Raw genomic sequence first — 12,465 nt, 5'->3', positions numbered from 1 at the left:
TCACCCGTAGACGTGCGGTTCGTCGCAGATCAACCGCCGCGAATGGTGCTCGCACCCGAGCGCCGTCCGCGGCTGCGGCGACGCCACACCCCGCCCGTCGCGCTCGAGCATCCGCTTGTACAGCCACACGATCGCCTGCTCGACCAGGATGCCGAGCCGGTCGGCGCGCACCGCGGCCTCGGCCATCGCGACCCGGTCGTGCACCAGGCCGGGATCGCTGAGCTTCTCGTCCAGCTCCATGCCCGCCAGGGCCTCCTCGCAGGTGAGCAGGCGGCCGGGTAACCAGCTCAACCGCCACACCCGCTCACCGGGCCCGCGTTCGCGATAGGCCGATTCGGGCGTCAGGTCGCTGATCATGAACCAGTCGGTGGTGGTGATGGCCATGGCTGCCTCCGGGTGCTTACAGCCCGAGCATGATCTGCTCGAAGGGGATACCGAGTTGTCCGGCCAGGTGGACCGCGCGCAACTGCGCCGTCTGATCCAGCCGGTGGGTGCGGGTGCTGATGATCTCGGCGAGATCCATCCCCGCCAGGGCCTGCTCACGGGTGAGCAGACGGTCGGGCAGCCAGCTCAGCCGCCACGAATTCGGCCACTTCTCCGCGACGCGATGCGCCGTGTGATCGGTGAGGTCGCTGGTGATGGTCCAGTCGGTGACGAACATGGTCACGAATGCCTCCTGTTCGGACATCCGCTGCGACGACGGCAGTGCCGCCGTCCGGGTGGTTCCGGAAGGGGCCGTTCCGCCAGGGGATTCGGCCGTATCGGGTGCCGGTACCGGTCATCCGGTCCGTCGGCGAGCGCCGGGTGCGCCGATCAGCGGATCGGCCGCCCCGCACGCCCGGCATTCGGCTCGCGCTCGGTCTCGGGGCGCTGCCGTCGGTGCCGGCGGATGCGTCGCCGGACGAGAACCACTCTCATCACCAGTCCCTCCGAGTTCCTGGTGCGGGCGATCGGGTCGCCCGATTTCAGTGTCACCGCTGTGACGGCCCGATCGCTACCAGAATTTCGGCAGTTGCCGAATTGCAACGTCAATTGCCGTCACAACTACGGAATTCACCGCGATTCGCGTGGCTAAACCCGCTCGGGCGGCCTATTGTGAGCGTCGTCCGGCGGATCGCGCCGTCACAAGCACAGATGCCGTTGCCCACGATCGGGGATCGACCCCTCCTCGGGACCGTCCCCCTCAGCCGCCGAGGAGTGGATCGCGCCTATGGTGTCGCAGGACTCCGCCCCTGCCCTGCGCGGCATCCTCGCGCGGCTCGGCAAGCACTCCGGACTCGCGGGCGGTGCGGAACGGTTGCGCTCCACCGAGATCGACGTGGGGCCGCTGGTCGGGCTGCCCGTCGTCCATCGCCGCGCTTACCGCGACGGCGTCACGGCCGAGGAGGCGGTGCTCGCCGTCGTCTCCGACCTCGCCGCCCAACTCGACCTCAGCGACCGGCTCATCGCCGACGCGGCGCTGTCCCTCGGACTGCTGCGCGGCGCACCGCCCCCCGGCATCGATCCGGACCGCCTCTATGCCGCCGACCTCGGACAGCGGCGGACCTACCTGTCCGAACAGTGGGAGGCCTTGCACCGCGGCGCGGGCGCCACCAGGATTCCGCCCTCACCGACGGTGCGGTCGCTGCGCAGCACCCTGGAACGGCGCGCGCTCGGCGCCCTGGCCACCCTGCTCGCCAGCGAATCCGCCTTCGCACCGGGCGCGCACGACACCGTCTCGCCGACAGACGCTTCGGCCCGGCCGCGCGGCGACATCGGCGCGGCCACCGTGCTCGGCGACGCCGTGATCGACCACTTCTACCGGGTGGACCGGCTGCCGGGGAAGTCCTCGCCCAGCAGGGGCCTGTTCGGCGACCACATCGGTGGCAAGGGACTCAACCGCGCCGTCGCCGCCGCCCGTCTCGGACTCGACGTGCGCCTGCTCGCCGCCGTCGGCGACGACCTGCCGGGCAAGAGCATCGGCCGCTACCTCACCCGCGAGCACGTCGACATCGAACTGGTGAAGATCGTGCCCGCCGAGTCGACGCCCGTGGCCTGCGTGATCGTCGACGACAGCGGCAACAGCCTGACCATCGGCAGCGCCAACGACACCGTGCGGCTCACCCGGGAGGACCTGAACAAGCCGGGAGCCCGGGAGGCGATCACCGAATCCGACGCTCTGCTCGTGACTTTCGAGCCGCCCGTCGGCGTCCTCGAGCACATGCTGCGCATGATCCAAGGCGCCACGGACCCGCCGTGGTTGCTGGTGCACCCCACCCCGCCGATGGCCCATCCGCAGTACCTCTACAAGTACTTTCCGTTGGTGGACTACATGATCGGTTCGCGCGCGCAGCTGGCCGGGTTGTTCGCCGAACCGGGCACGGTGGAGGTGCCGTCGGTCGGCGAGATCACCCGCCGGCTGCGGGCCATGGGCGTCGACAACGTCTGCGTCGTCGACGGATTCGAGTGTCACGTCGTCGCCGAGGACGACTCCACCCTGCATCTGCCGCGCTCCATCGCGGCGCAGCTGGACAGCTCCCCCGGCGCGCACGCGGCGTTCATGGCGGCCCTGGCCTACCGCCTCGTCGTCAACGGACGCGCCGCCGACCGCGCCGACTTCGAATGGGCGACCGCGGCCATGGCCGCCACCCAGTCCTTCGGCGAAGTCGCCGACACCATGCCGACCGCGGCCGAAATCGACCGCATCGCACGATATACCGCGACGGGCCCGCAGAACTCCTGAGCACCGCCGCACCCCCACCCGAAACCCACTGCATGGAGGCACATGTGACCCTCTCCGCGCGCGGTCTCGACGAGACCGAGCACCAGCTGACGCGCAAAGGCCGGGAGATGACCGTGCGGGTGCACGAATTCCACGCCGGACGCGACAGCGGCACCCTGTTGGTGTTCGGTGAGATCGCGGACGGTTGCCTGGTGCGGATCCACTCCCGCTGTCTCTACGGCGATGCGCTGGCCTCCGACGACTGCGACTGCGGTCCGGAGCTGGACCTGGCCATGGACCAGATCCAGAACGAGGGCGCCGGCGTGCTGCTCTATCTCGAACAAGAGGGGCGCGGAGCGGGTCTCACCGCGAAGGCGCGCGGCCTGCGCGCCTCCGAACTCACCGGCGACGACACGTTCACCAGCTACGCCCAGCTCGGCCTGCCCGCGGACTCCCGCGACTACGGGCCCGGCGTCACGCAGCTGGTGCAGTTGGGGCTGACACGGATCCGCCTGCTCACCAACAACCCCGAGAAGGCCGAGGCCGTGCGCGCCGCGGGCATCCACGTGGTCGTCCTGCCGTTGGCCACGCGGGCCCGGAGTGCCAGGGCCCGAAGCTATCTCGACGCCAAACGCCAGCACCGCAAGCACTGGTTCGCCGCCGACGCCGGGCCGTGGGCCCCCACGCTCGCCTCCCCCGAGAGCACCCTGGTGATGCCCGTCCTGCCCGACGACTCGGGCTGGTCGGAACCGGCCGAGGAACCACGCAAACGCCGGCGCCTCCGGTAACCGCCGCCACATCCGCGCCCGAATCGCTACGATAAGTGAGCCGCGCCACTCGAAGACGCGCCGCGTGGCGAGAGAATGACATAGCATCTCTCGCATCGCGTCGGCATTGCAGGGGCCGAGCGCACGGGGTCGGTTCACGACAGAAGCACCGGGAACAGGGATTATGAGCACAACAGATATCGGTTTCGCGCACGAATCAGGCAAAACGGTCTACACCGTTCCCGAGGCGTTCCAGGAGACCATCACCTTGCGGCCCGACCAGGTCGCGCTGCGCACCGTGGGCGGCACCACGGAGATCACCTGGCGCGAATACGGTCAGCGGGTCGAAGTCATCGCCGCCGGACTCGCGGCCCTGGGCCTGAAACGCGGTGACACCGTGGGCATTATGCTCACCAACCGGCCCGAGTTCAATCTGGTCGACACCGCCGCGCTGCACCTGGGCGCCACGCCGTTCTCCGTCTACAACACCAGCTCCCCCGAACAGATCCGGCACCTGTTCACCAACGCCGAGAACAAGGTCGTCGTCACCGAGAGCCTGTTCCTGCCCATCATCACCGGCGCGGGCGTCGAGCTCGAGCACGTGATCGTGGTCGACGGCCCGGCCACCGGCGCCCTCACCCTCGCCGAGGTGGAGGCCAACCCGGCCGCCGATTTCGACTTCACCGCCGCCTGGCGGGCCGTCGAATCCGGCGATCTGGCCACCCTGATCTACACCTCGGGCACCACCGGCCCGTCCAAGGGCGTCGAGATCACCCACCGCAACGTGCTGGCGCAGATCATCGCGCTGGTCAACGGCCCGCTGCGGGTCGGATTCGACGATCGCGCGGTGTCCTACCTGCCCGCCGCGCACGTCGCCGACCGCATCTCCGCGCACGCCATGAGCCTGCTCACCGGCATCCAGATCACCACCGTCACCGATCCCCGCGAGGTCGCCGCCGCACTGCCCGACGCCCGGCCCACCACGTTCTTCGGCGTGCCGCGCGTGTGGCAGAAGATCAAGGCCGGTATCGACGCCAAGCTCGCCACCGAGCCGAGCCCGGTCAAGAAGTCGCTGGCCCAGTGGGCGATCGGCACCGGCGTCGCCGCCGCGCGCGCCGATCTGGCGGGCAAGGGACGCGGCGCGGTGCTCGGCGTGCAGTACAAGCTCGCCGACACCCTCGTGCTGTCCAAGCTGCGCCACGCGCTCGGCCTCGACGAGCTGAAGGTCGCCGCGTCGGGCGCGGCCGCCATCCCGCCGGAGACCCTGGAGTACTTCCTCGGCCTCGGCTTCACCATCACCGAGGTGTGGGGCATGTCCGAGACCACCGGCGTCGGCACCTACACCGAACTCGACAAGCCGCGCCCCGGCTCGGTCGGCCGCGTCGTCGACGGCGCGGAGATCCGCCTCGCCGAGGACGGCGAACTGCTGATCCGCGGCGCGATCGTCACCCCCGGCTACCGGTCCCAGCCCGACAAGACCAAGGAGGCGATCGACGACGACGGCTGGCTGCACACCGGCGACGTCGCCACCATCGACCCCGACGGTTACGTCCGGATCGTGGACCGCAAGAAGGAACTGATCATCAACGAGTCGGGCAAGAACATCTCGCCCAGCAATATCGAGAACGCGGTCAAGGCGGCGTCCTCGCTCGTCGGTCAGGTCGTCGCGATCGGTGACGCCAAGCCCTACATCGCGGCGCTCATCGTCCTCGACCCCGATATCGCGGCGGTCCGCGCCAAGGAGATCGACGCTCCCGCCGACGATCTCGCGGCCCTGTCCACCCGCAAGGAGATCCTCGACGAGGTCACCGCCGCCGTCCAGGCGGGCAACCGGAAACTCTCGCGCGTCGAGCAGATCAAGCGCTTCACCGTGCTCGGCACCCTCTGGGAGCCGGGTGGCGACGAACTCACCCCGAAGATGTCGCTCAAGCGCAAGCCGATCGACGCCAAGTACGCCGCCGAGATCGCGTCCCTCTACACCGACCCGATCCCGGACACCGTCATCAACGTGAAGTAGGTACCCGACTCACGTGGCCCGGGGCGAGAATCTGGGTTCTAGCCCCGGGCTTCATCGGAGGTGACTGAGGATCGCGTGTCCGAACGAGAAAGGGTGCTCTGAACTGGGAGAATTCTGATTGCTGAGGTCGGAATTCGCGCGTATTCGAGGAGCGCCCCTGTCGGCTCAGCTCAGCTCAGTAGGACTGGGAACGGAACTCGGCCAGCAGCGCTTGTCTCATATCGTTGGACAGGCCGGGCGAAGGTTGGTGGTTGAGGGCGTTGATGGTGTGGCGCAGCTGGTCGAGATAGCGGTCGCACCCGTCGCAGTACCGCAGATGGGCGAGGAACAGCCGCTCTTCGTCCGCGCTCAGGGCGCCTTCGAGAAAGTCGGTGACCCGTTCGACAAGGTCGATGCAATGAATTTCCTCCATCAAGGTACCTTCCTGTCCGTTCGCCGGTGGGTGTTCTCGGCTGCGGCGAAGTACTCCTCCAGTCTTCCTCGGACGAAAGCCCGCGCCCGATGCAGTAGTACTCGCTGGTTGGCCGCGGAGATCTCGAGTATCTCGCGGACCTCGTGCGCCCCGTAGCCGAGCACATCGCGCAGGTTGATCACCATGCGTTGCCGAGCGGGCAGTTGTTCGAGCGCCGCGACTATCACCGTGCGCACCTCGTCGTCGAGCAAAGCCTGCTCCGGTGAGGGCCACGGCACCGGCGGCGACCACCAGTGACCCGCATACGGCTCTCCCTCGGGTCGAAATAGCGCGGAGTCGACCGTAGGTCCGGTGTCCAACGAGCTCATCGGAACACTACGCGCCTCCTGGAGACCACGGCGTTTGGCCGTGTTGACCAAGACGCGGTACACCCAAGTTTTCAATGTGGAGCGACCTTCGAATCTGTCGATGCCGCGGATGACGGCGATCCAGGTTTCCTGCACCACTTCGCAGGCCGACTCGTGGGTCGAGACGTAACTTCTCGCTACCTGGATCATCCCACCCGACCAATTGTCCAAAATGAACTCGAACGTGGCCGCATCACCATTCTGCAAGCCAGCGAGCAGGACGTATTCCTCTGTGTCGTTCCGTTCCGACATCCGTGTCTCCAGGCGTGCGGGGACGATAGGGCCGCCGGGCTCAACTCGGTGCGGCCTCAACTCGAAGCCAGCAATCCGGTTGTGAGAACGGATCCCCGTTCGTTTCATTCTAAGTCGAGTTCGTAGTACAACGAGACAGGCCCTTGGCCTTTGCCTTCGTGGCAATCGAAACCGTGTTTCTCATAGACGCGGCGTGCGGCGCGGTCTTCCTCGGTGGTGGTCAGATCCATGTATGTCGCCCCGCGTTCACGGGCGTGATCGAGAATCGCCGCCAGGAACTGTGAGCCTATGCCACGTCCACGCAGCGGCGGAATCACGTAGAACTCGGCGAGATAGGCTTCGGAACTCGCCGACCACGTACTGGTCCGGAACCGAAGTACAGCCACTGCGACCGCCGGATCACCGAGGAGCAGGACACTGGTGTCTCCGCCCGCGATCAACGTCGACAGATGATCAGCCAGCCACGCCGGATCAGGGGCGGGATCGTTGTATTCCCGGTTGAAATCCACCAGCAGTTGGGCAGCAGCAGCCAGGTCCCTCGCCTCGGCGGGTACCACGCGCACCGACGTGTTGCCCGGGTCGGCTACACGGGAATAGTTCATCGCTTGCCCTCCACCTTCGCGGCCACCCGGGAGTCCAACGACACCGCGCCTGCTCCGGTCCAGGTCAGAGCAAGCGCGACGAGCAGCATTGTCGGTGCGAGGCCGAGGTGAAAGTAGCCGCCCTCGTGTATCCCGGCGGTGCAGATCGCACCCACCATGGTGACTGCGAGCCCGGCAGTGGCCAGTCGCGTACCGAGGCCGAGGAGTAGCAGCGCCCCGCAGCCCAACTCGAGCAGGCCGACCAGAATGACGATCAAGGCCGAATCCGGAAAGCCCCACCTCACGAACGCGGCCAGTTCTGCCTGGTAGTAACTCGAGAACGGAAACTTCGAGGTTGAGGCGAGGATGAAGAACGCGCCGACCACGATTCGCACGATCGCGACGGTGACCGCCCAGCGTCCGGACACCCGGCTTTCCAGCATGCGAAGCGCCCAGGGCTGGTCGGCTTTGCCGCCGCCGTGTGGGCCGGAGCCCGCCGCCGCGGTGGCTGCTTCTGCGGACGGGGGCAACGGGGTGCCGTACATTGAGACTCCTTCCAAGCGGATAGCTTCAGAAGGCTCAGTGTCAGCAGTCCCGGCAACCGTTACATCGACATCGATCGCTGACCAATTCCCTGCGGGACGCGGTCTGCTCCTGATCCCAACCGGCAACGCCGCCGACAGCCGCCAGACCGCGCGGATCGCGAGGTGTGCCGCGCACCGTCCGGGCCGGGGTGCGGGCGGCCGGACGCGCGCCGTCGGTGCACAACACGCAACCGTGGCGGTGGGTGTTCGACGGGACGCGCCTGCACCTGTTCCGCGACGACAGCCGGTGGCTCGCCGCCACCGATCCGCACGCGCGCCAGCTCGTGATCAGCTGCGGCGCCGCCCTGCACCACGCCCGCACGGCCTTCGCCGACGCCGGCTGGCACACCGACACCAGCAGGCTGCCCGACCCCGCCCGCCCGGATCACTTGGCGGCCATCACCTTCCGGCCCTGGCCCGACCCGCCGCCCGGCATCGCGGACCGCGCCACCGCCATCGACCGCAGGCGCACCGACCGCCTGCCCCTGCTGCCCCCACCCCGGCAGGCCGACCTCGTGCACCGGGCCCGGCTGCTGGTGCAGCCGCACGACCTCGAACTGCACCTGCTCGGCGAGGACGCGCGCGACAGGCTCGCCGAGGTCTCGGCGCACGACACCGCCGCCCACCGCTACGACATGGCCTACCAATCCGAATTGCATTGGTGGACCGGGCATTCGGCCGAAGCGGGCGGTGTGCCCGCGCAGTCCCTGGCCTCGGCCGAGGAATTCGCCAGGGTCGGCGTGGGCCGCGCGCTCCCGTCCCGCGCGTCCTCCACCCGGCGCGCCGACCTCGCCGACCGCTCCAGCCTGCTGGTGATCAGCTCCCCGGCCGACGCCCCCGAAACCTGGCTGCGCACCGGGGACGCCCTCTCGGCCGTCCTGCTCGAATGCACCGCTCAGGGCCTGGCCATCTGCCCGCTCACCCACATCACCGAACCCCCGACCGGCCGCAGAACCATCGCCGAACTGCTCCCCCACACCACCGTCCCGCAGATCGTCCTGCGCGTCGGGGTCTCCCCGCTCACCGCCCCGCCCCCACCGCGAACACCGCGCCGGCCGGTCGAGGAAATCCTCGAAATACGCACCGGCTGAAGCGCTGTCGGGACGAGCGGCCTTCGCGACACACGACAGGGACATCGCAGCCGCACGCACAATCGTGGCCCCGAGCCGACCGGCCCGGGGCCGCCGCCTTACCGCTCGTACTGCGCCACCAGCGTGGCCCGGCCGAGCGTGTGGGAGAACAGGGTGAAGCCCACCAGCGCGGGCGACGCGTCGGCGTCCACGCCCAGCGACTCCACATCCACCGCGTGCACCACGATGAAGTAGCGGTGCGGGCCGTGCCCGGGCGGCGGGGCCGCGCCCACGAAGCCCGCGAAACCGGCGTCGTTGCGCACGGCGAGCGCGCCCTCGGGCAGCGAACCGCCCTCGCTGCCCGCGCCGCTGTCGAGCGAGGTGACACTCGCCGGGATGTCGGCCACCACCCAGTGCCAGAAGCCCGAGGCCGTCGGCGCGTCCGGGTCGTAGACGGTGACGGCGAAACTCTTGGTGCCCTCCGGGAATCCGGACCACGACAGCTGCGGCGACACATCCTTGCCGCCCGCGCCGAACACGCCGCTGACCTGGTCGTTGCCGAACGTGGCGCCATCGGCCACATCGGCGGAGGTGACGGTGAATTCCGCAACCTTCGGGAGCGCGTCGTAAGGGTTGTAGGTCATCGGTGTCCTTTCTCTGCCCGGTGGTGCACTCGGGCGTCGGATCAGCTGTGCAACAAGAAGTGTTCCAGCACCCGGGTGCCGAACTCGAGCGCGTCCACCGGGACCCGCTCGTCCACCCCGTGGAACAGGGCGCTGAAATCCAGTTCGGGCGGCAGGCGCAGCGGCGCGAAACCGAAGCAGCGAATGCCCAAGCGGGCGAACGCCTTCGCGTCGGTGCCACCGGAGAGCATGTAGGGCACGGTGCGGCCCTGCGGATCGTGGGCGAGGATCGCGTCGTTCATCGCGTCCACCAGGTGCCCGTCGAAGGTGGTCTCGTAGGAGTCGAGTTTGGTGATCCACTCGCGCTCCACGTCGGGGCCGATCAACTCGTCGACCTCCCGCTCGAACGCGGCCTGCCTGCCCGGCACCACCCGGCAGTCCACCACCGCCTCCGCCGTCTGCGGGATGACGTTGGCCTTGTACCCGGCTTGCAGCATGGTCGGATTCGCCGTGTCGCGCAGCGTCGCGCCGATGATCCGGGAGATGGTGCCCAGCTTGGCGAGCTGGCCCTCGATGTCGGGGCTCTCCGGATCGAACGGGATACCGGTCTCCTCCGACACCGCCGCCAGGAACTCCGCCACCGAATCCGAGAGCACCAGCGGGAACGTGTGCTTGCCGAGCCGGGCCACCGCGTCGGCCAGGATCGTCACCGCGTTGTCCTCGTGCAGGAACGAACCGTGACCGGCGCGGGCCTTGGCGCGCAACCGCATCCAGCCCAGGCCCTTCTCCGCGGTCTCCACCAGGTAGAGGCGGCGCTCACCGCCGTCGCGGCGCGGCACCGTGAGCGAGAAACCGCCCACCTCGCCGACCGCCTCGGTGATGCCGGTGAACAGATCGGGCCGGTTGTCCACCAGCCACTGCGACCCCCACCGGCCGCCGTTCTCCTCGTCGGCCAGGAACGCGAACACGATATCGCGCGGCGGCACCGTGCCCTCGATCTTGAACTGCCGTGCCACGGCCAGCATCATGCCGACCATATCCTTCATATCGATCGCGCCGCGGCCCCACACGTAACCGTCGCGCACCGCGCCCGAGAACGGGTGCACACTCCAGTCCGACGCCTCGGCGGGCACCACGTCCAGGTGCCCGTGCATCAACAGCGCGCCACGGCTGGAATCCGCGCCAGCCAGCCGCGCGAACACGTTGCCGCGACCGGGCGCACCGGACTCCACGTACTCGGTGGTGTAGCCGGCGTCCTGCAACTGGTGGGCCACCCAATCGGCGCACTCGGCCTCACCTTTGGTGGTGGCCAGGTCACCGGTGTTGGAGGTGTCGAACCGGATCAACCGGCTCACCAACTCGACGACCTCGTCGACCGCGCGGGACCTGCTGTTCGGATCTGGGAGTTCACCGTTGACGGACACGCCCCCTTCCTACCATTCGCCGCCGGGCCCCGTGCCGCACCCGCGCCCGGCGATCCGCCCTGCGTTCCCCTGGCATGCGCGATCGTCCACGCGCGCAGCCGAATCACCTCGAGTACAACCCTTCGCTACGGGGCATGAATACCGATGACAACCGCCGGACTGTGCCCGCCGCCCCGGCCCATTACACTGCCGGAGACCTGGTCAACAGATTGTCAGGGGTCGTTCGGGGGCGTGCTTCGGAGGTCCGCCGAGAACACCCGCGCCACCGAGCGTCGACGACAAGTGAGGAATTGATGACATACCCGCCGCAACAGCCCGGATTCGACCCGTACAAGCAGTCGGATCCCTACGCGCAGCAGCCGCCGCCGGCCAGTGACCCGTACGCCCAGCAGGCCGGATACCCGCCGGCGGGCTACCCCGGTGGCGCGCCCGGGTACCCGGCGGCGGGCGGTTACCCCGGTGCGCCCGGATACCCTGCCGCGGGCGGCTACCCGCCGGCCCCGGGCTACCCGGGTGCCCCCGGTTACGGCGCGGGCTACCCGCCGGCCGGCCCGCAGCCGGACAACCACATGGTGTGGGCGATCCTGGCGACCGTGTTCTGCTGCCTGCCCTTCGGCATCGTCGCCATCATGAAGGCGTCCAGCGTGAACAGCCTGTGGATGCAGGGCCAGGCCGCCGAGGCGCAGCGCGCGGCCGACGAGGCCAAGAAGTGGTCCACCATCGCCGCGATCTGCGGCGCGATCGTCATGGTCGTCTGGATCGTGATCTACATCGTCGCGTTCGCGGCCGCCGCCTCGGCGTGACCACTCGCGTGTCGCTCCCGCACCGGCTGATCGCGCCCGTCGCGGTCGCCGGTGCGGGAGCGCTCGCCTGCGTCGCCGTATGGTTCGCCGATCCGACCACTTCGGGCGGCATCATCCCGGTCTGCCCGTCCAAGTTCCTGCTGGGCATCAACTGCCCCGGCTGCGGCAGCTCCCGCATGCTGTATTCGCTGCTGCACGGCGACATCCCGGCCGCGGTGCACTACAACGCGCTCGCGCTGCTCGCGTTGGTCGTACTCCTCGGCACCTACGTCTTCTGGGCTCGCGACCGCGTGCGCGACCAGCGGACCCGGCGCTGGTATCAGCGCCACCGCGCCCCGCAGGTCGTCCTCGCGCTGGTGTTGGGCTGGCTCGTGGTGCGCAACATTCCCGTCGCGCCGTTTACCTCGCTGCGCGTGTAGATCGCGCGCGGTCTGCCGCCGAAACCGGCAGCGCGACCCGGCCGATCTACTTACCGTTCCCGGTGTCACCGCCCTTCGGCATGCGCACCGCGTCCCACGGCACCCACTGCCGCAAGGTGGTCTCGGTGAGCTTGTTGCGGGTGCGATAGTCCACCGCCACCTCGGCGTACCAGGCCAGATAGTGACCGAAGTGCAGCCGCGCCCAGCCGTACTGCGTGGCGGGCAACCACGGCTCCTGAAAGCACGGATCGATGCTGTTCGAGGACGCGCCAAGCGACGGCCGCGCCGGCCCGGGACGCTGCGGCGGCACCCAGATCCGCTTCGGATCGACCAGCACCCGGCGCGGTCGCGGCAACCTCCGCACCGCGGAACGCTCGTCCTCACTCACCCGCGACCACCCGCCGC

Annotated in this window: 15 protein-coding genes; 6 read left to right on the top strand and 9 right to left on the bottom strand. The window is 69.0% G+C overall.

Annotated elements, in window-relative coordinates; all coding sequences use genetic code 11:
• Window positions 1–384, bottom strand: a complete 384-nt coding sequence (locus tag DFR74_RS08145; RefSeq protein ID WP_067501376.1) for a hypothetical protein — start codon at window positions 382–384, stop codon at window positions 1–3.
• A gap of 16 nt (window positions 385–400) precedes the next feature.
• Window positions 401–667, bottom strand: coding sequence for a hypothetical protein (locus tag DFR74_RS08140; protein ID WP_067502071.1), 267 nt, complete (start codon window positions 665–667; stop codon window positions 401–403).
• Window positions 668–1,210: 543 nt separating this feature from the next.
• On the opposite strand from DFR74_RS08140, the gene DFR74_RS08135 reads away from it, so the two are divergent.
• The 3 genes from DFR74_RS08135 to DFR74_RS08125 all read left to right on the top strand — a co-directional run bounded on the left by DFR74_RS08135 (window position 1,211) and on the right by DFR74_RS08125 (window position 5,485).
• Window positions 1,211–2,722, top strand: a complete 1,512-nt coding sequence (locus tag DFR74_RS08135) for a PfkB family carbohydrate kinase (protein WP_067501379.1) — start codon at window positions 1,211–1,213, stop codon at window positions 2,720–2,722.
• 44 nt (window positions 2,723–2,766) lie between these two features.
• Window positions 2,767–3,489 carry a GTP cyclohydrolase II gene (locus DFR74_RS08130; protein WP_067501382.1) on the top strand — a complete coding sequence of 241 codons (723 nt, stop codon included), beginning with the start codon at window positions 2,767–2,769 and terminating at the stop codon, window positions 3,487–3,489.
• 163 nt (window positions 3,490–3,652) lie between these two features.
• Complete coding sequence (locus DFR74_RS08125) at window positions 3,653–5,485, top strand: AMP-dependent synthetase/ligase (RefSeq protein WP_067501385.1); 1,833 nt, start codon at window positions 3,653–3,655, stop codon at window positions 5,483–5,485.
• 175 nt (window positions 5,486–5,660) lie between these two features.
• On the opposite strand, the gene DFR74_RS08120 is transcribed toward DFR74_RS08125, so the two are convergent.
• From DFR74_RS08120 to DFR74_RS08105, 4 genes are all read right to left on the bottom strand, one after another.
• The gene (locus DFR74_RS08120) at window positions 5,661–5,897 is read right to left on the bottom strand and encodes an anti-sigma factor family protein (RefSeq protein ID WP_084537186.1); all 237 of its coding nucleotides are present in this window, start codon (window positions 5,895–5,897) and stop codon (window positions 5,661–5,663) included.
• Entirely contained in the window at window positions 5,897–6,556 is a 660-nt protein-coding gene (locus tag DFR74_RS08115; protein WP_067501388.1) for an RNA polymerase sigma factor, read from the bottom strand. Before DFR74_RS08115 ends, DFR74_RS08120 begins: the two co-directional genes overlap by 1 nt.
• Window positions 6,557–6,660: 104 nt before the next feature.
• Window positions 6,661–7,158, bottom strand: coding sequence for a GNAT family N-acetyltransferase (locus tag DFR74_RS08110; protein ID WP_084537188.1), 498 nt, complete (start codon window positions 7,156–7,158; stop codon window positions 6,661–6,663).
• On the bottom strand, window positions 7,155–7,682 hold the full coding sequence (locus DFR74_RS08105) for a DoxX family membrane protein (protein WP_084537190.1): 528 nt from the start codon (window positions 7,680–7,682) through the stop codon (window positions 7,155–7,157). Before DFR74_RS08105 ends, DFR74_RS08110 begins: the two co-directional genes overlap by 4 nt.
• 164 nt (window positions 7,683–7,846) lie before the next feature.
• On the opposite strand from DFR74_RS08105, the gene DFR74_RS08100 reads away from it, so the two are divergent.
• A complete protein-coding gene (locus DFR74_RS08100) occupies window positions 7,847–8,812 on the top strand; it encodes an Acg family FMN-binding oxidoreductase (protein ID WP_067501395.1) in 966 nt (321 codons plus the stop codon).
• A gap of 98 nt (window positions 8,813–8,910) precedes the next feature.
• Here DFR74_RS08100 and DFR74_RS08095 read toward each other — a convergent pair whose 3' ends face one another.
• The gene (locus DFR74_RS08095) at window positions 8,911–9,435 is read right to left on the bottom strand and encodes a YbhB/YbcL family Raf kinase inhibitor-like protein (protein WP_067501398.1); all 525 of its coding nucleotides are present in this window, start codon (window positions 9,433–9,435) and stop codon (window positions 8,911–8,913) included.
• Window positions 9,436–9,476: 41 nt separating this feature from the next.
• The gene (locus DFR74_RS08090) at window positions 9,477–10,838 is read right to left on the bottom strand and encodes a M20/M25/M40 family metallo-hydrolase (RefSeq protein WP_067501403.1); all 1,362 of its coding nucleotides are present in this window, start codon (window positions 10,836–10,838) and stop codon (window positions 9,477–9,479) included.
• A gap of 293 nt (window positions 10,839–11,131) precedes the next feature.
• Between DFR74_RS08090 and DFR74_RS08085 the strand changes: the two genes are divergently transcribed.
• A complete protein-coding gene (locus DFR74_RS08085) occupies window positions 11,132–11,641 on the top strand; it encodes a CD225/dispanin family protein (protein WP_113975007.1) in 510 nt (169 codons plus the stop codon).
• The gene (locus DFR74_RS08080; protein ID WP_067501406.1) at window positions 11,638–12,060 is read left to right on the top strand and encodes a DUF2752 domain-containing protein; all 423 of its coding nucleotides are present in this window, start codon (window positions 11,638–11,640) and stop codon (window positions 12,058–12,060) included. Before DFR74_RS08085 ends, DFR74_RS08080 begins: the two co-directional genes overlap by 4 nt.
• Before the next feature lie 46 nt (window positions 12,061–12,106).
• Here DFR74_RS08080 and DFR74_RS08075 read toward each other — a convergent pair whose 3' ends face one another.
• Window positions 12,107–12,448 (bottom strand): hypothetical protein, encoded by a 342-nt coding sequence (locus DFR74_RS08075; RefSeq protein WP_147265761.1) that lies wholly within the window; start codon window positions 12,446–12,448, stop codon window positions 12,107–12,109.
• Between the last annotated feature and the right edge of the window lie 17 nt (window positions 12,449–12,465).

Source organism: Nocardia puris, from assembly GCF_003315035.1.
Taxonomy (GTDB): Bacteria; Actinomycetota; Actinomycetes; order Mycobacteriales; family Mycobacteriaceae; genus Nocardia; species Nocardia puris.
This window is presented reverse-complemented; position numbering and strand designations above follow the sequence as displayed.